Below are 20,747 nucleotides of genomic sequence, written 5' to 3' on the forward strand. Positions count from 1 at the left end.
TGTCCATGACCTTCGGCGGCGCCTCTAGGGTGCTGCCAACCAAGATAAACCTGATCAACCTGCGCAGGGAGCTGAAGAACCTCAGGAGGATAAGGAGGGTAGTCGAGGAGAAGAGGGATGTAATCCTCCTGTACATAAGGCAGCTGGGCCAGGAGTACCGGAGGGAGTACGAGAAGGTCGCCGAGGCGCTGGCGGACGCCTACCGGAGCTTCTTCCTAGCACTCATGACCAGCGGCGGCCTCGAGGAGGTTAAGCCTGTGCTAGAATCCGTGCCCAGCAGCATGGAGGTGGACGTGGCTGCCAGGGTGCTGTTCGCCGTCAAGACGCCGAGCTACAGGCTTAGGGGTGATACGGTGCCCCCGCTGCCAGTCTCCGCCGCCCGCCTCTCCCCCTCGCTGATCCGGGCTAGGGAGAGGCTGCTGGAGGTCTTCCAGAGCCTGCTGAAGGTTGTGGAGACGGAGGCTGCCATACAGAGGCTGCTGGAGGAGCTGCGGGAGACCCAGAGGCTGCTGAACGCGCTCGACTACAGCATTATACCCAGCTACGAGCAGAACATAAAGTACATAAAGCTGGTGCTGGACGACCGGATGAGGGAGGAGGTGATAAGGCTGAAGACTCTGAAGAAGAGGCTGGCCCGGAGCCGCGGCGGCGAGGGCCTAGCCTAGGCCCCTCTCCCCCTAGGCCTTCTCCACCCTGAGCCCCTTCCTCTCCGCGAAGTCCGCCACAAGCCTCTTGACGCGGGAGGATACTTTGGCCAGCCTCACCGAGTCCACCGGGTCCCTGCTCTTATCCACCGCCTGGGCCAGGACCTCCTCTGTGAGGCTGTTCAGCACGTGCCTCGAGAATATGTGGCTGTAGCACACCCCCTCCTCGAGAACCGCCCTGGTGTGGCTGGCCGGGTAGTGGGTGTCGCCCACGCCCATTGCTACCGAGGCGCAGGGCTCGCTGAGCCAGCCCCTTTCTAGGACGCGGAGCACCGTCTCCGCCAGGGCCCGGTGGGCGTCGCTCCTGCCCCACTCTCTCTCGCCGCTCCCGATCTCGATGAACACTATAGGCTTCTTCAGGCTCGTCGGCCCGTGGTGGGTCGCCTCGAGGCTCAGGCTAAACTCCTGGAGGAGCCCGGCCTCCCCAGCAACCCTCCGGTACTCCCTGATCAGCGCTACCAGCAGCCGGGGCCAGGTGTGGGCCAGCTCCCTGGGCCTCCCACCGTAGGGGGCCTCCGGCCCGGGGTTGCCGGGGTAGTGGGCTGTGAGGGAAGGCTTTCCGCCGCTGTGCCTGCTGAGCACTATGTAGGCCTCCACCTCGGAGGGCGCCACCTCGTCAAGGAAGTCGAGGTGGATGCTGTCCTCCGAGAAGCCCGCCAGGTAGGCATTGAGCCCGGGGCTATGGAGGCACTCAGCTGCCCTGGGCAGGCTGCAGCTCCTCCAGTCAGTGAGCCTCCGCAGCTCCCTGGCCGCGCCGCTGCCCGCTGTGTCGGGGAGCGAGTACACCAGCATCACTGGCGCCCTGCCCGCCACTACGGCTCCCTCCCGGGGGCTGGGTGTCCTCAACCGCCTCTCTCCGGCGGCTGCCCTGCGGCCGCGGGATGATACCCGTATAGTATTTTTATCTCTGACATACAACACGCTCAACCGGTGCAAACCAATGGAGATTGGGGCCGGGCTCATGAGGGCTCTCGCCCTGCTGGCGCTACTGTCTCTGATACCGGCGCTGCATGCGCAGGCGGCCTCCGCCGACCCTGCGGGCAACGTGGCCTCGGCCAAGGCCTGGGCAGCCGCGGCAACTATGGGCCTCAGCGCCCTCGGCGCCGGCTACGCCCTCGCCAAGGCTGGAGCCGCTGCCAGCGCCGCTGCAGCTGAGAGGCCGGAAGTCGCCGGCAGGCTGCTGATATACCTGGTGCTGGGCGAGGGTCTCGCCATCTACGGGCTGCTGATTGCCATACTGATAATATTCGCGGTGAAGTAGCCCCGCGGCTACGCCGGAAACCGGCCCACGGTTTTTAGCAGCGTCACCGGAATCCCCACGGCCGGGGCCCCCTTTTTACCGAACCAGGTTCTCCAGGCATCCAGCCCCCCGGGTGTTCTCCAGGGCAGCGGAGGTGCCACGCGCCCCTTGCCTGCGAAGAGGGAGCGGTGGAGTAGGGAGTTCTCGCGGTGGTTCGACTGGGTGCTCGAGGAGGCCGGGATCTACGACTACGGGCGTTACCCGGTCAAAGGTATGGGTGTCTGGCTGCCCTACGGCTTCCAGATTAGGAGGAGGGTTATCGAGCTCGTCAGGAGGGTGCTCGACGGGGCCGGGCATGAGGAGGTTCTCTTCCCCCTGCTGATACCCGAGACCCTGCTCCGGAGGGAGAGCGAGCACATCCGTGGCTTCGAGGGTGAGGTCTACTGGGTCGCCCACGGCGGCTCGGAGCCCCTCGACGTGAGGCTCGCGCTGCGGCCCACGAGCGAGACGAGTATAAGCTACATGGAGAGCTTCTGGATTAAGAGCTACAAGCAGCTTCCCCGCCGGTTCTACCAGATAGTGAGCATTTTCCGCTACGAGACCAAGGCCACGCGGCCACTGATAAGGCTGAGGGAGGTAACCACCTTCAAGGAGGCCCACACGGTTCATGCCAGCTTCGAGGACGCTGACCGCCAGGTGGCGGAGGCTATAGAGCTCTACAAGCGGATATTCGACGAGCTCGGGATACCCTACGCGGTGAGCAGGAGGCCGGAGTGGGACAAGTTCGCGGGCGCCGTCTACACAGTGGCCTTCGATACAGTAATGCCGGACGGGAGGGTGCTGCAGATAGGCACCGTGCACCACCTGGGCCAGAACTTCACCATACCCTTCGAGGTCCGCATACAGCTGCCGGACGAGAGCCTCGACTACGCCTGGCAGACGAGCTACGGGCTCAGCGACAGGGTGATAGCGAGCCTAATAGCCCTCCACGGCGACGATCGGGGCGCCGCGCTGCCCCCCGCGGTGGCCCCCATCCAGGTGGTGGTCGTCCCGATACCTGCCCGCGGGGAGGAGCAGGCCCGGAGGCTGGAGGAGTACATCGGGGAGGTCGAGGAGAGGCTCCGCCGCCTGGGGCTCCGCTACCACGTGGACCGGAGGGAGGAGGTGAGGCCGGGCAGGAAGTTCTACGAGTGGGAGGCCCGCGGCGTCCCGGTGAGGATAGAGGCCGGGCCCAAGGAGGCTGAGACCAGGACCCTGGTGGTAGCGCGGCGCGACACCCTCGAGAAGACAGTCGTGAAGCTGGAGGAGCTGGAGGAGAAGCTACCCGGCATCCTCGAGGACGTTGCCAGGGGGCTCCGCGAGCGGGCTTGGAGCTGGCTGCGCAGCAAGGTGAAGAGGGTCGAGGGCGTGGAGGAGGCGGGGAGGGCTATCGAGGAGGAGAGGGGGATAGTCGAGCTGCCCTGGTGCGGCAACGAGGAGTGCGGCAAGAGGCTCGAGGAGGAGGTCGACGCGGCGGTGCTGGGCTCGCCGCTGGAGAGGCCGGAGTGGGTTAGGGGCAAACGGTGCCCCGTATGCGGCCGGCCCGCTGTGACGAGTATAAGGCTTGCGAAGACCTACTAGCCTCCTCATGCTCCAGGTAGAGGCGGAGGGCCTTCTCAAGCACCCTCCCTAGGTCCCCATGGCCCTCCCTCTCGGCGGCCCTCTCAAGGGCCGCCGCCTCCTCCTCGCTGAGCGCCACGGCCACGAGCACCTTCCCGGGCACGGCCCCGGACCCCCGCCTATCTGGGGTAGCGGGTGCTACCTTTAGAAGCTGGTAGCCCCACAGCCTGACAGGTATCCAGTATGGCCTCTCCCGGAGCTGTTGGTAGCACGCGCCCGGCAGGGAGTAGGTGTGAGGGGCTTCAGCGGCCTGGCTCAGCCCATCGGCCCCGGGAGGGGCCTATGGCCGCTTTTAACCCTCGTCACCAGCCCTCCCAGGGGGTACCCGGGGCTTGTAGGCCTGTAATTACACCCTCGTCGGGAGGTGTCCCCGGCCAGTTGTCCACCGCCATGGTGTTCGAGAGGCTGTGGAGCCGGTACGATAGATGGTACGAGAGGAACCGAGTGATAGCCGAGAATGAGCTCAGAGCTGTCCAGGGCCTCGGCCTCCGGGGCAGGGGCGTCGAGGTGGGAGTCGGGACCGGCTGGTTCGCCTCGAGGCTAGGCGTCGAGTACGGCGTCGACCCGAGCACCGCCATGCTCCGGGTCGCCAGGCGCCGTGGAGTTGAGGCGGTGCAGGGGGTAGGAGAGGCTCTTCCCCTACGGAGCGGCTCAATGGACTACGTGCTCCTCATAGTTACCCTCTGCTTCGTCGACGACCCCGCGGCGGTCGTGGAGGAGGCTGCGCGGGTTGCTAGGAGGGGAGGCTCTGTAGCGGCGTGCATAGTGCCAAGGGATAGCGCCTGGGGCCGCTACTACATGGAGCGGAGGACCGAGAGCCCCTTCTACAGGGTTGCCAGGTTCTACACCGTCTCGGAGGTGGAGGATATGATGAGGGAGGCGGGGCTGATGATTGATGCCTACAGCTCCGTCCTGCGCTTCCCGCCCTGGGGGAAGCCGGTGGAGGAGGAGCCCGAGCCCAGCCCCCGGGGAGGCTTTGTATGCGTGAAGGCTGTCAAGCCCTAGCCCCGCCGAGGAGGCGGAGGGCATTAACATAGGCCGTCACGTGGCTGGCCAGGTAGCTGCAGGGCCCGACACTAGCCTCCTCATCCACGGGGAGCCCCCGTGGCGGGTCCACGCGGAGCCCGAGGACGTAGGCCGTGCCCCGCCGGTGGCGGCGGAGCCTCCCACCCCGCTCGGTGAGCAGCACCACCCGGTAGCCCCTGGCGCGGAGCGCCCGGAGCAGCTCCACCAGGGGAGGCGCGGGGTCGAGCAGCCTGCAGGCCTCGCCCCGCAGGACGCGGAGAAGCAGCTCGGCGGACTCGTGCTCGTACTCCATCTCCCCGGGGAGGCAGCTGGGGAGGAGAGAGAGCGCCGCCGGCCTCTCGGAGCCCAGGTAGACTAGTAGCCCACTATCCTCCTCCAGCCTGCCCCGGGGGTAGAGGGCTGCGAGCAGCACCCGGGCGGCTATGTCGAGCCTCCCGTACCCCGTGAGCCCCCTCCACCGCCTGGGCGGGGGCCCCGGAGGCCGCTCGCCGTAGGCTATCCAGAGCGTGTCGAGCCTCTCCCTCGTGAGCCCGAGGGGGCCTAGGAGCCGCGCAGCCGCCCTGGCCAAGACTCCCCACGCCAGAGCCCCCGGAGGGAGAAGGGGCCCAGAGCTGCCCAGGCCTACCGCGGGGAGGAAGGCGCTCCTCTCCGCGCGCAAAAACACGGGGAGGGCTATACCGTAGGAGTTCTCACGGCCTTGCGCTCCTCCTCCGGCCTCACCTTGACGATGCCGTAGTGGACTGCGCAGCTGACACAGTAGCACTTCTCGACGGGATACTTCATTATGATTGCGCCCTTCTTCTCCAGCTCCCTGGCCAGCTGCGGGTCCACCGGGGTGTACCACTTGGTGATGCAGATGGCCTTGTCCCTGGGGATTAGCCTGCCGCAGTTATCGCACTGGACCACGCGGGTCCGGCCCTTCGACCCCTTATGCCTGCCTCTGTTCTGCCTCTTCTTGGGCATCCCGGCACCCGGTGCCACTAGGGCCGGAGCCTCCTATTTTTAGCTACCCACCCCGCCGTGGACCGGGGCCCTGGGGAAGCCCGTACTATGGCCGTCTGTACAGAGATAAAGAGCTTCAAGGACCCCGTCCACGGGTACGTGGACCTCTGCAGCAGGGTCGCCGAGGTTGTGGACACCTGGCCCGTTCAGAGGCTCCGGGGCATAAGGCAGACGGCCTTCGCCTACCTCGTCTACCATGGGATGGAGCATAGTAGGTTCAACCACAGCCTGGGCTCCGCCCACCTTGCCAGGGAGGTGCTCCACTTCCTCGCAGGGAACACGAGGATATACTACTGGAGCGCCGGGGGCCCCGAGCTGGCCGGCTACCTGCTCCGTGCCCAGGAGGTGTTCCAGCTAGCAGCCCTCGTCCACGACATAGGCCACCTGCCCTACAGCCACTCGAGCGAGACCGGGATAGCGGATGCTAGGCTCCTCTACCGGCTGAAGGGGTTCGACAGGCTCCCCCTCCGCCACGAAGAGTACACGTACAGCCTCCTACCCCATGTGGCCAGGGACGCGGAGGAGGCGGGGATAGAGCCGGTGTTCACCGGCAGCGTGGCCAGCGACCTTACTCTAATACTCAAGGGCTCCGCAGCCCAGCCCGGAGCTAGGGACATGCTCAGCGAGTGCACAGCGAGCATACTCCACCAGCTCATAGCAGGCGGCCTCGACGTGGATAGGATGGACTACCTTATACGCGACAGCCTATACGCGGGAGTCCGCTACGGGGTGTTCGACGTAGACCGGCTCATAAGGGTGCTACTGGCCACGCCCCTGCTCCGCGACAGGAGCGACGCCGCCTCCCGGCTGAGCAGGAACGCCTGCCGCGTCATGGTCCTGGACAAGGGGGTGAGCGTGGTCGAGGCCTTCCTCCTGGCGAGGCTCTACATGTTCAGCGAGGTCTATCTCCACCGCGTAGTGGAGGCCTACAACTCAGTCTACTCAAGGCTCTTCAGCCTCCTAGCCCGCGATGGCTTGATATGCGTGGAGCAGGGCTGCGAGCTAGACATACCTACTCCCCAGTCCCTCGCACAGGGCAGAGAGGAGGCCCTCATGGCCTGGAGGAGTCTCGACGACACGGCTATGTGGATGCTAATACGCAGCGTCTACAACGGCAAGGTTAAGGCCGGCGAGGAGGCCAGGAGGCTGGCAGCAATGCTCGTCGAGCGCCGCCACCCACGGGTCTACCGGGTGATAGAGTCTGGGAGCCTATGGGGCCTCTACACACGCTACCTGGAGGAGGCCAACGCACCCCCCTGGGCCAAGCCCCTCCTAGAAGAGCTTCTAGAGATGCAGCGCGAAAACCCGCTACTCATGATAAGGCCCCTCCGCGTGGACCTGATAAGCCTCGAGCACCTGGGCGTCTACAGCCGCAGGCTCGGAGCGCCCCTCAAGCTAGACGACGAGAGAGAGCGTGACCACGAGCTAGCCAGGCTAAAGAGGTTCACCGGCCTAGGCCCCGAGCTGGGGCTCTACAGGATAGCCGTGTTCACCACTAGGGAGCACGAGGAGGAGGCGGAGAAGGCGTCGAAGCTCCTGGAGAGCCTGGAGAAGGAGGAAGAGAAGGCAGAGAGGGCCTAGGCGCCGCGGAGCGCGACCCACCGGCCCCTCTTCACGATAACGCCCGCTGCCTCGAGCACGCGGAGGGCCTCCTCCGCGTCGGGGCTCCAGAGGCGGCCGCTGGGGTGCCGGTAGAGCCTCATAACCACCTTCTCGCCGTCCCCGTGCTCCACGTAGCGGCGCCACACCTCCCTGAGCAGGGTGTCGAGGTCAGCGCTGCCGCCCAGGTCGCGGAGAACCCTCTCCACAGCCTCCATCAGGCTGATGTATCTGACAGACGTGTAGCCCATAGCCAAGAGGCCTAGCACCCCCGGGCTGTTGCTTAGGGGTGGTATCACCATCTAAGATGCACGGCTCCTAGGCGGGGACACGGGCCCACTGCAGACTGAAAGAAACCGTAGAGAATACCGTATGAACGGCGTTGAGGACTGAGCCACCGGGGTATCTCCAGCACACACCCGGCTGGAGAGCTATACAGCAGAGCAGTGCAACTATGATATACTATGCACCGCAGCCCGGTATGCCGATGCTGCTCGGCCCCACTAGGCCATACCGGGGAATGTGCGTGGTAAAACTAATACAGGCCGAGCCTCGGATACATCAAGTGAGGACCCCGGGGGAAGTGGTAATCCATGTTCGACGCCTTCCAGGGCATGGAGTGGGTGATTATCCTCCTGGTTATACTGTTAATCTTCGGGCCCAGCAAGCTGCCCCAGCTTGCCCGCGGCCTCGGCCAGGCCGTCTACGAGTTCCGCAGAGCAAGCCAGGGACTCCTCGAGGAGGATCAGGGAGGCAAGCCCCCGCAGAAGAGCGCTGGAGGCGTCTCCGGGAGCAAATCCGGCGGCCAGGGCAGCGCCCTCTCCAATATCGACGATGAGACTCTTAGGAGGCTTGCTGAGAGGCTTGGCGTGAAGGATGCTGATAAGAAGGATAGGGGCAAGCTGATAGAGGAGATAGTGGCGGAGGCGAAGAAGAAAGGACTACTAGACGAGATAAAGACGGAGGCCCAGCAGGGATCAGGGTAGTGGGTAGCCCGCGCCACCGGGGTGGAGCCGCCCCAGCCCAGGGAGCCTCCTACCTAGCCCCTTCCCTTTTCCACCCTGCCCTGGGTGTCGGCTGGAAGGCTGCCGGTCTCGCTGCTCCCGGAGAGGCTCTGCAGCCTCTCCATGACTACTTCGAGTACCGGCGTGCGCACAGGCTTCTCCGGCACCAGGCCCTGAGGCCGGTAGAGGAGCACTAGTATGATGAGCGCGCCCATTATAACGTAGCGCAGGTAGGGGAGCGCGGCAGCTACGGGGCCGGGCACGCTTATCCCGAGGGTTTCCAGCGCTGAGGTGTTGAGGAACACGTTTATCCCGGCCACCATGGCTGCTCCGAGGAGCGCGCCTAGGTTGTTGGCGGCGCCGCCGAGCATGACTGCAACTATAACCTCGAAGGTCCTCTCGGGCTTGAAGGTGTTAGCCTGGACGCTGCCGGAGTAGAAGACTAGCAGGGCTCCCGCCACCGCTGCCATCGCTGAGCCTACTATGAGGGTTTGGAGCCTCAGCCTGGCTATATCGTAGCCGTACACCTGGGCGGCCAGCTCGTCGTCCCTCATCGCCTTGAGGGCGCGGCCCCAGGGGCTGTTGGTGACCATTTCCGTGTACAGGTAGAAGGCCAGCGCGAACACCACCACTATGACCGCGTATATGACGTCTATCGCGGACTTGTTGCTGTACCACGCGAGCGGCGTGGGTATTGCGGTGAGCCCGTTGAAGCCGCAGACCGGCCACTGCTCGTTGTAGGCTACTAGCCTCACGACCTCGCCTATCGCCAGCAGTGTTATGGCGAGGAAGTCCCCGCCGAGGCGTAGTGTGGGATAGCTGGCCAGGGCCCCCGAGACTGCGCCAAGCACTGCAGCCGCCAGGACAGCTACCATGAAGATTAGCAGGTACTGGCCCGGGCTGAGCAGGTGCGAGGCGGCGCTGGAGAGTATGTTGTAGGCCTCTGGCGTACAGTAGGCTGGCCCCCCGCTGGCCGCTACGGCACCCCCTGCCGCTGCCCAGCTGAGCCCCAGCCAGGCGGCGAGGGCGCCGGCGGTGAAGGCGCCCACGGCCATAAACATTACCTTGCCGAAGTTGGGTATGCCGCCGTAGCCGTACTCTATGTTGAAGCTTAGGGCCGCTATCGCGTAGACGCCGAACATTACCAGCCACTGGGCTATTATACCCTCAACCCCTGCCATGGCTCACACCCTCTTCTTGAGCGCGAGCGCCTCTAGCCTTATCACGCCCTCGGGCCGGTACATGAGCACGAGTATGAGTGCTGCGAGGGCTATAACCGGTGCATAGGCGGTGCTGAGCCCCAGGTACGTGTTGGCCAGGAAGCTCACCACCTGCTCAGCCAGGCCGAGTATTATCCCCGATATAATCGAGCCGTAGAACGTGAAGCCGCCCATCGTGGCGGCGGCGAATATCCAGAGGAGCATGAACCAGCCGGTCTCCGGGTCCACGTAGTAGTAGTAGGAGTAGATGAACCCCGAGAGCCCGGCGAGCCCGCCGCCTATGAGCCAGGCCAGTCTTCTCACATTGTATATGTTGATCCCGGAGACCCTGGCAAGCACGGGGTTGCTGGCAGTAGCCCTCATGGCCTTACCAGTCCTGGTGCGCGTGAAGAGCCAGTGGAGCGCCAGGGCGAGCACGACAGCGGAGCCTATGGCGAGGAGGTGGCTCGTCTCAAGCGACACGATACCGCCCATCGTTGCGACCACGCTGCTCCGCTCCGGGAGAGCCACCTGGAGTAGCCCGGCGGTCGAGGCGGAAACAGCTAGCAGGGTGTAGCGGAGCACGAGGCTCACACCTATGCTCGCGACCAGCAGGTGGAGGGGAGTGGCACCCCTCCTCCAGAGCGGCTTGAAGGCGGCCTCGTCGCTCACCAGCGCCGCGAGCGCCCCGACGGCCAGGGCCGCAGCCAGCCCTGCTAGGAGGCCCGCCGCGCCGGCGCCGGAGGCTGCTGCGGCCAGGTAGGCGGCGTAGGCTCCGTAGGTGACGTACTCCGCGTAGGCGAAATTGGGCACCTTGGCGACCCTGAATATGAGGGTGAGGCCGAGCCCCATTAGCCCGTAGAGGCTGCCGGCGCGGAGCCCGTCAATAACCGCGCCGAGGAGCCCGTAGAGGATGGCCGAGCCAGCCAACCAGGACCACCCCTAGCCATGGTGTATGCCTAGGAAGAGCTCCTGGAGGTCGCGGCGGGAGAGTATCTCGCGCCCCGTGCCCTCGGCGGCTACCCTGCCGGCTACGAGCACATAGCCCCGGTCCGCCAGCTCCAGGGCACGGCGGGCATGCTGCTCCACTATGAGTATCGACGCGCCCGCCTCCTCCCTTATCTCTCTCAGCGAGTTGAGCAGCTCTATCGCCACCTTCGGCGCCAGGCCCGCAGTGGGCTCGTCGAGGAGAAGCAGCCTGGGCCTTGTCATGAGGGCGCGGCCCACGGCCAGCATCTGGCGTTGCCCCCCGCTGAGGGCTCCTGCCAGCGTTTTACGGAGCCCCCTGAGCACGGGGAATATGTTGAAGACCATCTCCATCGCCTCCCTCACCTTCTCCTCGTCCTGGACGAGGTAGGCCCCCATCTCCAGGTTCTCTTCCACAGTCAGGTCGGGGAACACGTTATTCGTCTGGGGAACGTAGCCCATGCCCAGCCTGGTCTTAGCCTCGGGGGCCAGCCAGGTGACATCACGGCCCTCAAAGAGGACCTGGCCCCCGAACACCCTGGCGACCCCGTAGATGGTCTTCAGCAGCGTGCTCTTGCCGCTACCGTTGGGGCCCACGAGCGCCACTATCTCCCCTCGATCCACGTAGATGCTGACGCCCTGGACTATGACCATCTTCCCATAGCCGCCCTCGAGATCGCGGGTAGCCATTACGGCCCTCACGGCTCGGCACCGCCCTCAGCGGCTGTGGCTATAATGATGGGGAAGTTTAGCTCTACGAAACCCCCACGGTAGAGGAACACCCTGGCCGCCCTCATTAGCGTGCTCCTCACCCCGAGGATCGCCCTAACCCTGGGCTTCCCGATGTCCAGGTACCTGTACCTGAGCCTCGTCGGCCACTCAGCCTCAACCCCCGTACAAGTCCATGGGCGGCGGAGGGCTCGGAGCCACTACCTCGATCTCATCGGGCAGTATCTCCCTACCGAGCCCGGCTATCTTGCTCTCAACCATCCTCCCAGTCACTTTAACGAAGCACTCCCTGCCAAGCTCTTCGACAACGCTCCACACGTCGTCAGGTGCCACTCCCTTCTTAACGGTTACCTGCTCCTCTCCGTCGAAAGTTCCCGGGAGTATGAAGGCGATCTTGCCCTTACGCCTCACAGCAGCCACGCGGCCGTAGACTGTTACCTGACCCCCCTTCAGTCACCACGGCCACCCCGGCCGCCGGTGGCGTGGGTGAGGGTAAATTCGAGGGTAAATTCCGATCCACCCTCTGCAAGCCCGGGCAGGCGCTACACGAGTCACACTTGGGCCAGCGCACAGAATCATTGCTACATAACACGATTTGAGGAGGAGCCGCTATGGCCATGAAGGTGAACCCGTGGAGCAGGGTGCCTGTGCACAGGATCTACGTCTTCACCGAGCACGGGCTGACCCCGGGCCTCGTCGAGGCGTTCATGGAGTCTGCTGCTGAGGCCGGGTGCAGGGTTGTGGTGGACCCGTTTGTGGGCAGCGGCGTGGTGGCCGTGGAGGCTCAGGGCAGGTGCCTGGGCGCGGTGGGGGTGGACGCTAACCCCTGGGCGCTGGTGGTCTCCGCCGCTAAGACTAGGCCCGTGGACCCCGCCAGGCTCCTGGGCTGGGCCCGCGGGGCCCTCGAGGATGCGGGGGGCCTCGAGCCCCTTATCCCGTCCCCGAGGCTTAGCCGCTATCACCCTAGGGGTGTCCTCGAGGCGCTGGGGAGGCTCAGGGCCCTGGTGGAGGCCGCCGAGCCGCGGTGGAGGCCCCTCCTCCTAGCGGTCCACGCCTCTGTGGCGGAGAGGTATAGTCTTCTCCGCCGCAGCCCGGCCCCCAGGCTCCGCCGCTCAGCCCCCAGGGCGGCGGCCGGGGACGTCTACAGGGAGTTCATGCGGGTGCTGGCCGGGGCGGCTGCGGACCTGGCGGGGCACAGCTTCTGCGGCCACGTCGACCTCGTGTGGGCGGACTCCACCCTGTGGATGCCTGGGAGGGTGTGCGGGGTGCTCACAAGCCCGCCCTTCGCCAACAACATAGACTATATACGGCACTCCATGCTGGCGCTTCTGTGGGCGGGGCTCGCCGGGGGCAGCAGGGACCTCGGCTGGCTCAGGGGCATCCAGGCCCCCGGCTGCGAGGCCGCCGCCAGGGCGTGGAGGCCCGAGACGGAGGACCCGGAGGCCCGGAGGCTCGCGGAGGCGATAGGGGGCCGGAGGGCCCGCGGCTACAGGCGCTTCCTCCTACAGTACCTGCACTCCATGGAGAGGCACCTGGCGCTGCTGGCCGAGGCGCTGGAGTGGCAGGCATGGTACACCATAGGCGACAGCATACTCGGTGGAGCGTACATACCCACCCACAGGCTCCTGGCCCGCGCCGCCGAGAGGCACGGCCTCCGGGCAGCCCTAGAGCCCCTCGAGCCCAGGTGGAGGCCTGGTAGGAGCCTCTACCTCCTCAGGCTCGAGGCCAGGCGCTAGCGCCCTGGCCGCCGTGTGGGAGAAAGCGGCGCTACTTGCGGGGCACCGCACGGCCTCCAACGCTCCCGCAGCGCTTGAACCGTTCGCAGCAGAAGCTTTTTAGGTTCTAGCCGGCTTCTAGCCTTATCTCCACGTGCCTTAGGCGTAGTGGGTACGTTGCAAGGAGCCTACTGTTGAGGATCTCCGCCAGATCTTTGAGGCTTAGAGGCTTTGAGCCCGTTTTCCTGGCGAACTCTACATCCACAGTTATCTCTGTTATTTCTCCAAGCCCTAACGCGAAGTTTATGAGCTTGTTGAGGAGCTCGTGGGTACCGCCCTTGGCACTTATCAACACGCTGGATCCGCTGGACTCAGACTTCACGAGCGCATCTACATGGCTACTGTAGTTGTAGTCTTTACCCTCAAGCTCCCGCATAGCCTCTAGGAAGGCCTTAATGCCTGATATGGTCCTCCGTTCCACGGGGCCCGTATACTCCAGGCGTATACTGATCTCCTCTACAACCCGGTCGAGCGCGCCACTCCTTAGGATCTCCTCGCGGAGCTGGTAGGGGGTTAGGTCTTCCACTTCCAGGCGCAGATTCACCGGGGACGGTGGGGGCTTAGGTTCGGGGGGCTCCTCCCCGCCTTCACCGGTCTCCCCGCCTTCCCTGCCCTCGCACTGCCAAGTCTTCTCTTCAGGGTTCCATACCGGGTTCCTGCAGCCCTCCGGAGGCTTGGGCACGCACTTCAGCCCTTCCCCGCTCTCGAGTACACTACAGGCTTCCCGGGCCTCGGGAGAGCTGCACGGGGCTAGGGTTACGCCTTCCTGGGCAAGGGGCGGCCTCACCATGCACTTGGGGCCGGAGCTGGTTAGGGCCACTAGCCTGCCGCTCTCAACTAGATCCGCTATGCGCTCGACGACCTTGTTCTCTACCTCTAGGAGTATAACACTCGAGGGATCCTCCGTGAAGGCGGCTACCACCTCGTCGAGGCTTAAGGGGCGTCGTAAGGCACTGTATCGCCTGAGTATGACGTCCCTCATTAGGTATTCCGGGCTCACATCCTTCACGAGCTTACCCACGCCCAATAGGGCCTCCTCGACGGACTTGCAGAGGCCCTCCCGAGCCGTTGCTGAAGAGCTTTTTAAGGATATGCCACCGAAGACTATGGAGCCGTCCGGCCTGGCGTCCAGCGGGTAGTATAGCTTCGAGTAGAGGGCTGAAATGTCGGAGCGCAGCTCTTTAACTAACTTATCCCTCATACGGTTAAGCTCGTCCACGTCTTCACGGTCTAAGCCGTAGTACTGCATTTGCTCCGGGCTTAAGAGCCTCGATATCGCTGTAAGCCTTGCTATGGTTTCGATCAGTGTTTCGTAGAGCCTCTCGTCGGGGATTAGGTAGAGCACAGTGTTCCGGTGACGCCGGTATACCCCGCCGGCCTGGCTGTACGTTGAGAAACGCTGTAGCAACTCATCCAGCTTTGACCCGCCAGCCGCGACGTCGGGATCCTCCGGGTCTAGCAGGACGAGCTTTACGCGCGTGGAATCCTCTATATCGCCGGGGTGCCGGGGCCACACTACAACTTTACACCACCGAACCGGCTTGGCGATCCTATCCAGCTCGCTCCTCAGCTTGTCCCTAACGTACTCCCTACTTTTCTTGATTATCTCGTTTGCCAGGCGCTTAACTAGGGCGTACACGTTTGCCCGGGTCTTAACCATGTAGAGGGGCTCGCCGTGGCGAGTGCTTCTGTGGATGTGTGCAGCGCTCTCTACGAGATAGTCTAGAACCTGCCTAGTGAGCTGCGGGGTGACGCCCCTGATAGGCGTCGCCGAGCCTAGCGCAACCTCCTCGGCGCTCGAGGGCTTCCCAGCGGCGCTCCTAACCAGTACTGCAGAGTAGACTAGCGACGCTATGGGGGGCATCCCCTCCCGCGTGTGGTGCTCATCGGCCTCCTCCACTACCTCAATGTCGTGGGAGACCGCTCTTCTGAGGCTTCTCAAGTCCTCGTTTCTAGAGAGCAGCTCGTCTAATATCTCCCTCTTAGTAGCGTCTACGTCGCCTAGTAGGACTAAGTCGTAGGCGTCCCCCTTACGTAGCCTCCAATGGAGGGTCCAGGCCATTAGCCTGAGGATATCCCTTGTGCCCTGAAACTCTGGGATCTCCGCCAGCTCCTTGTAGAGGACGTCTACCAGGTAGGGGTGGAAGGGGTAGCTCTTCACAATCCTCGTTTCATACTCCGTCCTGGCGGCCTCAGACGGGAAGAAGGCGCTCTCTTTAGAGTAGAAGTCGGCGTATTCACGCGCGACGGAGCGCGCTACGTCAGGGTCAACCTCTCTTAGAAGAGCGGCTTTTAGGACGGCCGCGGCGTCGCGGTAGCCCACTATCGACGACGTAGAGGCCACTCTCTTGACGCTAGAGAGTAGCCCCAAAATCCTCTTAGTCTCCTCGACGTAGCCATACTGCTGGGGGGTTGCTACGGCTAGCACTGCGTAATTAGAATTGGCTACGGCTACTGCGAGGTTCTGGAGGAACATTTGCAGCCCGTCGGCCTCACTCCTAATGCTTTCGTCTCTAGAAAGCTCGAGGTTGCGGAGGTACATAGCTAGCTCGTCGATGAGTATCACGGGTCTAACGCCGGCCTCCTCGATTGCGGCTAGCAGCCTTCCTATCTCCTCGTGGCCTGGCACTAGTTCGCGGTAGCGGCGGATCCTCTGCAGAGCGCTGGCGCCCAGGCCTGCCGAGCGTGCTAGCTCCTCGAGTATGAAGGTCCACGCGTTTGGGGCTCCATACCGCTCCCTAAGCGTTATAGGGTCGACCGCAGAGCCGTCGAAAACTGCCACCGCGGAGCGTATGTTGACTGGGCCCTCTACCCCCACCTCTCTAAGGAACTCTCTCAGCCTGCGGCTCTTCAGGGCTTCGGAGAACCTAGCGGCGAGGTGGTAAATGGCTAGTAGAGTGTGGGACTTACCCCCGCCAAATCCTGTGTGGAGGAGTACGACCGGCTCGTAAGGGCCCCCGCGGAGGAGCCTCTTTAGAACGGTCCCGAGGACCTGCCTTAAGCCCTCCGAGAAGTAAGTGCGGTCAAAGAACTTAACAGGGTCCCGGTAGCGCTCATCTACGCATTCGTACCCCCCGCTGGAGCAGCCGTAGTGGACGTACCATAGCTGCACGACGAAGCTGGCGCCGGTTATTCGCCCCTCACGTATCTCCTCAAACGCAACCCAGCCGGCACGGCCTGAAGACACTACGAGCCACCCCCGCTAACGGTCGTTTCTCATGTAGTCAAGGAGGCTGCGCTGCCCGGGAGCGCTTGAAGCCCCGCGGCCGTAGGGCTTGCCGCGTATACACACCTCATATATACCCTGGAGAGCCTTCTTCTCATCTCCGCTGCTGTCCTCCAGCAGGACCTCTACCAGCCTGCAGACGCTAGCGCTGAGCCCGTAGCCCGCCTCCCTGAGGGCTTCTACCGCGCTGTCAACGCCGGAGGCTAGGAACCTTCTAACAGCTACTGCGAGGGCCTCGACTAGCGAGTCAGGCTTGATTGGGAGGCTGATCTCGTTTAAGCTTCTGATGGAGTACACCTTCCTCCCGCCCGAGGCCCTGGATCCCCGGGTGAACCTCGCGATGAACTCCTCGTGGCTGTACCCGGTCGCGTACCCCAGCCTCCTCAAGTCGTCGTACTCGGGCTCGCCGTGTACGATGCGCGCCAGGAAGTACATCATTGTAACCTTGTCAACCTCGGCTTTGAGCACCTCATTAGCTATAACGTCGGACGCTAGGCTGCTGGCTTCATCTATAATGCTCTTAACGCTGACCGGCCGCCCGTCAGGGGTGAGCAGGGGCCAGCAGCCGCCGGCTAGCTTGAATGCGGCCCCGACGCCGGCCATGAACGCGTCCACGGGCCCAAGGCCTAAGCGTAGCACGTTCCTAACCGCCTCTTCAACAGCGCTTCTCAACTTATGCTGAAACCTCGCGTCGAAGAAGCACCTGCTGCCCTTCTCTCTCGGGACTGCCCCTATTATCAGCATAGTCCTAGCCGCAGCCTTGCCTACTATATGCTGGCTCTTGGGCTGCTCCGAGGCAACCCCCCATACCCCGACAGGCTTCCACCCAGCCTCGAGGATAGCCTTGAACATAGCGTAGAGGCCTTCACTGCTGCGGTGAGCGTACATAACGGCAAGCCTCTTAGCCCCGAGCTCCCGGACAATGCTTAAAGCGTCTGTGAGCCTCTCCTCGAACCACGCGCCATCCTTACCCTGGGCACGGTTAACAACAATCTCGCCATCCTTAGGCGTAACATCCCAGGTGAAGGCCTCAGGGTACAGGTCGCCGATGCTCCGCTTGAGCCACACATAGAAGAAGTCGCTAAGCTCACCGTACTGAACGTTATCATAGTAGGGCGGGTCAGCGACAACATAGTCAACCCTATCGACCCCGGCATAGGTGGCTGCATCGGAGGCATCGCCCAGGACAACCTCGATACCTGAATTAGAGCCCTCCAAAAGGCTCACGATACGCTCGAGAGCCCTGACAACACCCACACGGCCAAAGAAGGCCCAGCTAAGCAGATCGTTTCGGCTTTTCCCGGGCACTATATCGCCCTCCCCGAAGTCGTCGCCAAACTGGTAAGTGTGACGGCTGAAAGTGTGACCTATAGATCCCCTACCGTAGGGATCCCATATCGTTATGGCCGAGTTGTAGTCGAGCAGCCTCCCATGCCCGATGGCCAGGTATGTTGTAACAGCCCTGGCGTACTCCCTGTCGTACCCTTCTCGGAGCATTTCGCTATACGCCTCCCTGATGTACTTAACCATGGCTGCATGGAGTAGGAGCTGCCGCGCGTTAAACAGCTTGTAGAATCTATCCATGCCGCGCAGTAGTACTTCTCGGGTTTTCACGCCTTCCGGTATGGCCTCTATGGGTATGAGGTCCTCTGCTACTAGCTCGCCCCAGTGGTTTCGGAGGTGCTCCTCCGCCCTCCTGTAGGCTTCTATAATTTCAGGGGTGGGCTCCACGTACGTGCCGTCCTCGAGCTTTACGGCCGCCAGCACCGCGGGGTGGTGGCCGTAGAGCCCCTCCTCCTCCCACTTCTTCATTGCCTCCCTGTACTGCCTCTGCAGCTCTTTTGAGTCGAGTATGGACCGGGGGCATTTGAGCCGTTTCCTGTGTATTGTGGAGTATTGCTCCTTGGCTTTGTTTACATCGCTGACGCTCACGATTCTGAGTACCGGGTCTCCTTTGCTGTCGAATCCCTCCAGCTTCAAGGCGATTTTTCTGTTTCTGGACAGTATTGGATTGGCTAGGCTGGGCATTCTGACTCCTTCTGGGCACGTGTAGACCCGCACCCACACGTAGCTGGTCGGCCTCCCTTTGGGGTGCGGGGGGTAGAACTGCTCGAGCTCCCTCCTCACATTGCCGGCCAGCCACTCCGCCCAGCGCCTGACATCCTCTACCAGCTTTTTCCCGTACCTTAGGGGGTACTCTAGTGTCGCCTTGAGGATTATGTAGGCTACTGGGTTGTACTCCACGGCTACGACCTTCTTGAAGCCCATGCGTAGGGCCTCGAATGCTATGCTGCCTCCCCCGGAGAACAGGTCTAGGAGAACGGAGTCCCCGGCGCGGCTGTGCCTGAACACCCAGTCCCTGTTCACGGCATAGTTGTACGCGGGTCTCGGCAGGTTAGGCGTGAGCCTCACGGCGTTCAGGAATTCTGCCACGAAGCTTCTTGAAGGGGGCCCGTTAACGTCGACTGCCAGGGCTGCTATTGTAGCCCTGCTAGCTGCCAGGGGCCTCCGGGCCCACCAGAGGTGGAGGTAGAAGGACGGAGGAAAGAGTGCAGCTCTCTCCCTCTGCGATTCTCTGCTAGCGTTTTCCGTGGGGAAGTAATACGCTATAAGAGGCTCCAAGCCCCAGCGTCACCCTCAGGGCTCCCGGGCGCACTTAGGAGCTATAATAGGGGGTTTGATATACTGTATTTAAGGATTCGTTGGTTGATCTGTTAAATGCCGGCTACTCTGGGGGCGAAGATTCATTGCTCATTGAAAAGTATATAGAGTCCGCCACGAAACGGCCTGGTTGCTCGGATTACGCGAGCAGGCTCCTAGACGCCACAAATCACATCGTTAGGGCTAAGAGTGTTGCAACGGCCGCCGCTCGATGCGTGTTTATGGCGCGCCTCGCGGAGACCCTGGGGATCCGGGGCTTCTACCACTCCGTCCTGCCGGGTAAGGGTGAGGTTATCCACTTAGCTCTGGCTCTCGCTTTCCCGGAAGTATTCCGGGAAAGCGTTAGGGGCGGAAAAGTCGACTTTGAGCATAATGCTGAGCGAGCTCTGGAGGCCTTGAAGGCCAACGGAGTCCTCGACTCCGGGCGGCTTGGAATAGGGGGCGAGGATGAGGTTGTTGGGATGACGGCTGAGCTGGCTAGGAGTGGCGTGGAATTCGCCAGGAAAGCGTTTGAAGCCCTGGCCGGGGATGAGGCTGAGGAGGCCCTGTCCCGTAGCCGCGTTATTGTTGAGCAGCACCTGATAAGCTATAGGCTCCATGTCTGGGCGGTTCCCGATGTTATTGTCGAGGATCCCGTGGGCCGCTACGCGGCTGTAATAGAGTGGAAAACGTACGCACCCGACCCCTCTAAAGCCCCCAATGTGGATAGAGCGGACTTAGCTCAGGCCTACGTCTATGCAATGGTTGAAGCTGAGAGGCTCGGGCTGATTAGAGATTATCACCGAGAACCTTGGAGGGCGTTCGATGACTACGTCCACGCGGTCCTGGGCAGGGAGTTCCAGGGCAGTGGGGCTCGGGTAATACCTGGCATCGTGAGGCCAAGCCCCACGGGCAAGGCCTCGAGAATTGTAGACATCCACCCCCTCCTTTGCCGCGATGAGGATAAAAAGAAGAATAGATGCGACTACAGCGAGTTGAAAAAACTTCTTGCACGCATTGTACTGGCTGCCGAGCACTTAACTCTCTCAGTAACCGATCCGAGGCGCCACTTGAAAAACGCGGGTAACGTGGAGGCTTTGTGCAGCGTTCGAACTAAGGGCGGCATGCGCCCGGTCTTTAGGCGTGTGCCCGACCCATTTAGTTATGGCGGGATAGAGACGAGGATGCCCATGGGCAACCCTACGCGCACCCCATTGAAGTGGCCCTGCCTGGTATGCCCCGATAACGTGAGGGAGGCGTGCAGCCTCTACGTCATGAAAGGAGGCAACCTCTACACCCCCGATTTCGCTAAATTCTTCAAGGTAATCAATAAGGAGGCTTGGAAGGCTCGCTTCGCCATATACTCGTACCGCGAGAATGCTTTGGCCCCGTATAAGAGCCTCAGAGAGCTGGCCTTACACTATGGCATCAGCACCAGGGTTCTATCAGAGGGCTCTAGCATCTACAGGTTAGACCTGTTCGACGAGGCATACGTCGACGGGGATGAGCTAGTTTTAACTAGGCGTCCGCTTCGCTGGGAGATCGAGAAGAACCACCTGTTCACGCTCCGCGAGGGGAAGCCTGTAGCCGTGTTCCTGAACGAGGAAAACGTGCGTGACCCGCTCCTCCGGATTAGCTTCCACGGAACTGTAAGCAGCGTAAGCTATAACACGGAGAGGGATATGGTCGAGGTTAGGGTTGCGCCGGCTAACAAGCTCTCCAGGATTTACTCTATGATATTCGAGAGGTATTATAACGAATATCAGCAAGCATTCTATAACGTTGTAGCGCTTGAGGTTAACGTTGAACTGACACAGCTGGAGCTTCTCGGTGTGACGGGCTGGGAACTGGGGACTGCCGTGAAGGGGGCTAAGGCCCTAGCCAAGGCTGGGAGCGGCGGGGAGGACCTGGATGATGAGGACAAGCTGGCCCTACTCTTCGGGGGAGTGAAAGTGTAGCTAGACGTGGGGTGAAGGTT

General features: G+C 62.7%; 20 protein-coding genes. 8 read left to right on the forward strand and 12 right to left on the reverse strand.

The genetic code is table 11. The annotated features are described in order from the left end of the window. The first annotated feature begins 5 nt into the window (after window positions 1-5). Entirely contained in the window at window positions 6-665 is a 660-nt protein-coding gene (locus tag CF15_RS05265; protein WP_070807908.1) for a V-type ATP synthase subunit D, read from the forward strand. A gap of 12 nt (window positions 666-677) precedes the next feature. On the opposite strand, the gene CF15_RS05270 is transcribed toward CF15_RS05265, so the two are convergent. Continuing rightward, the gene (locus CF15_RS05270; protein ID WP_168371291.1) at window positions 678-1,517 is read right to left on the reverse strand and encodes a D-aminoacyl-tRNA deacylase; all 840 of its coding nucleotides are present in this window, start codon (window positions 1,515-1,517) and stop codon (window positions 678-680) included. Window positions 1,518-1,665: 148 nt separating this feature from the next. On the opposite strand from CF15_RS05270, the gene CF15_RS05275 reads away from it, so the two are divergent. Together CF15_RS05275 and proS are read left to right on the forward strand one after the other, a co-directional pair. Further along, complete coding sequence (locus tag CF15_RS05275) at window positions 1,666-1,965, forward strand: ATP synthase subunit C (RefSeq protein WP_201783088.1); 300 nt, start codon at window positions 1,666-1,668, stop codon at window positions 1,963-1,965. Window positions 1,966-2,112: 147 nt separating this feature from the next. Next, the gene (gene proS, locus CF15_RS05280; RefSeq protein WP_058370854.1) at window positions 2,113-3,564 is read left to right on the forward strand and encodes a proline--tRNA ligase; all 1,452 of its coding nucleotides are present in this window, start codon (window positions 2,113-2,115) and stop codon (window positions 3,562-3,564) included. On the opposite strand, the gene CF15_RS08875 is transcribed toward proS, so the two are convergent. Next, window positions 3,494-3,706: a hypothetical protein gene (locus CF15_RS08875; RefSeq protein WP_168371292.1), complete on the reverse strand. Its 213-nt coding sequence runs from the start codon at window positions 3,704-3,706 to the stop codon at window positions 3,494-3,496. The genes proS and CF15_RS08875 overlap by 71 nt on opposite strands. 275 nt (window positions 3,707-3,981) lie before the next feature. Here CF15_RS08875 and CF15_RS05285 point away from each other — a divergent pair, with 275 nt between their 5' ends. Then, window positions 3,982-4,608 carry a class I SAM-dependent methyltransferase gene (locus tag CF15_RS05285; RefSeq protein WP_058370855.1) on the forward strand — a complete coding sequence of 209 codons (627 nt, stop codon included), beginning with the start codon at window positions 3,982-3,984 and terminating at the stop codon, window positions 4,606-4,608. Here CF15_RS05285 and CF15_RS05290 read toward each other — a convergent pair. Beyond that, complete coding sequence (locus tag CF15_RS05290) at window positions 4,598-5,197, reverse strand: hypothetical protein (protein WP_058370856.1); 600 nt, start codon at window positions 5,195-5,197, stop codon at window positions 4,598-4,600. The two genes, CF15_RS05285 and CF15_RS05290, sit on opposite strands and share 11 nt — an antisense overlap. A gap of 104 nt (window positions 5,198-5,301) precedes the next feature. Then, on the reverse strand, window positions 5,302-5,592 hold the full coding sequence (locus CF15_RS05295; RefSeq protein ID WP_058370857.1) for a 30S ribosomal protein S26e: 291 nt from the start codon (window positions 5,590-5,592) through the stop codon (window positions 5,302-5,304). Window positions 5,593-5,679: 87 nt separating this feature from the next. Here CF15_RS05295 and CF15_RS05300 point away from each other — a divergent pair, with 87 nt between their 5' ends. Beyond that, window positions 5,680-7,212, forward strand: coding sequence for an HD domain-containing protein (locus tag CF15_RS05300; RefSeq protein ID WP_058370858.1), 1,533 nt, complete (start codon window positions 5,680-5,682; stop codon window positions 7,210-7,212). Here the strand turns inward: CF15_RS05300 and CF15_RS05305 are convergent. Further along, on the reverse strand, window positions 7,209-7,499 hold the full coding sequence (locus CF15_RS05305) for a hypothetical protein (protein WP_168371293.1): 291 nt from the start codon (window positions 7,497-7,499) through the stop codon (window positions 7,209-7,211). The two genes, CF15_RS05300 and CF15_RS05305, sit on opposite strands and share 4 nt — an antisense overlap. Window positions 7,500-7,823: 324 nt before the next feature. On the opposite strand from CF15_RS05305, the gene tatA reads away from it, so the two are divergent. After that, entirely contained in the window at window positions 7,824-8,216 is a 393-nt protein-coding gene (gene tatA, locus CF15_RS05310) for a twin-arginine translocase TatA/TatE family subunit (protein WP_058370860.1), read from the forward strand. A 53-nt stretch (window positions 8,217-8,269) separates the two neighbouring features. Here the strand turns inward: tatA and CF15_RS05315 are convergent, their stop codons facing one another. The 5 genes from CF15_RS05315 to CF15_RS05330 form a co-directional block, all read right to left on the reverse strand. After that, a complete protein-coding gene (locus tag CF15_RS05315; protein ID WP_058370861.1) occupies window positions 8,270-9,415 on the reverse strand; it encodes a branched-chain amino acid ABC transporter permease in 1,146 nt (381 codons plus the stop codon). A 3-nt stretch (window positions 9,416-9,418) separates the two neighbouring features. After that, complete coding sequence (locus tag CF15_RS05320) at window positions 9,419-10,363, reverse strand: branched-chain amino acid ABC transporter permease (protein WP_058370862.1); 945 nt, start codon at window positions 10,361-10,363, stop codon at window positions 9,419-9,421. A gap of 12 nt (window positions 10,364-10,375) precedes the next feature. After that, complete coding sequence (locus tag CF15_RS05325) at window positions 10,376-11,089, reverse strand: ABC transporter ATP-binding protein (protein ID WP_058371411.1); 714 nt, start codon at window positions 11,087-11,089, stop codon at window positions 10,376-10,378. A gap of 8 nt (window positions 11,090-11,097) precedes the next feature. Continuing rightward, the gene (locus CF15_RS08590; protein WP_236698144.1) at window positions 11,098-11,211 is read right to left on the reverse strand and encodes a hypothetical protein; all 114 of its coding nucleotides are present in this window, start codon (window positions 11,209-11,211) and stop codon (window positions 11,098-11,100) included. Window positions 11,212-11,284: 73 nt separating this feature from the next. Beyond that, window positions 11,285-11,581 (reverse strand): OB-fold nucleic acid binding domain-containing protein, encoded by a 297-nt coding sequence (locus CF15_RS05330; RefSeq protein ID WP_269082827.1) that lies wholly within the window; start codon window positions 11,579-11,581, stop codon window positions 11,285-11,287. A 158-nt stretch (window positions 11,582-11,739) separates the two neighbouring features. Between CF15_RS05330 and CF15_RS05335 the strand changes: the two genes are divergently transcribed. Then, window positions 11,740-12,864 (forward strand): hypothetical protein, encoded by a 1,125-nt coding sequence (locus CF15_RS05335; RefSeq protein ID WP_058370864.1) that lies wholly within the window; start codon window positions 11,740-11,742, stop codon window positions 12,862-12,864. Between the two features lie 106 nt (window positions 12,865-12,970). Here the strand turns inward: CF15_RS05335 and CF15_RS05340 are convergent, their stop codons facing one another. Together CF15_RS05340 and CF15_RS05345 are read right to left on the reverse strand one after the other, a co-directional pair. Further along, entirely contained in the window at window positions 12,971-16,090 is a 3,120-nt protein-coding gene (locus tag CF15_RS05340; RefSeq protein WP_058370865.1) for a DUF499 domain-containing protein, read from the reverse strand. A gap of 15 nt (window positions 16,091-16,105) precedes the next feature. After that, window positions 16,106-18,751, reverse strand: coding sequence for a DUF1156 domain-containing protein (locus tag CF15_RS05345; protein WP_058370866.1), 2,646 nt, complete (start codon window positions 18,749-18,751; stop codon window positions 16,106-16,108). Window positions 18,752-18,876: 125 nt separating this feature from the next. Between CF15_RS05345 and CF15_RS05350 the strand changes: the two genes are divergently transcribed. Further along, complete coding sequence (locus CF15_RS05350; protein ID WP_058370867.1) at window positions 18,877-20,727, forward strand: PD-(D/E)XK nuclease family protein; 1,851 nt, start codon at window positions 18,877-18,879, stop codon at window positions 20,725-20,727. The last annotated feature ends 20 nt before the right edge of the window (window positions 20,728-20,747 follow it).

The sequence above is a fragment of the Pyrodictium occultum genome (genome assembly GCF_001462395.1).
In the GTDB taxonomy this organism is placed as follows: Archaea; Thermoproteota; Thermoprotei_A; order Sulfolobales; family Pyrodictiaceae; genus Pyrodictium; species Pyrodictium occultum.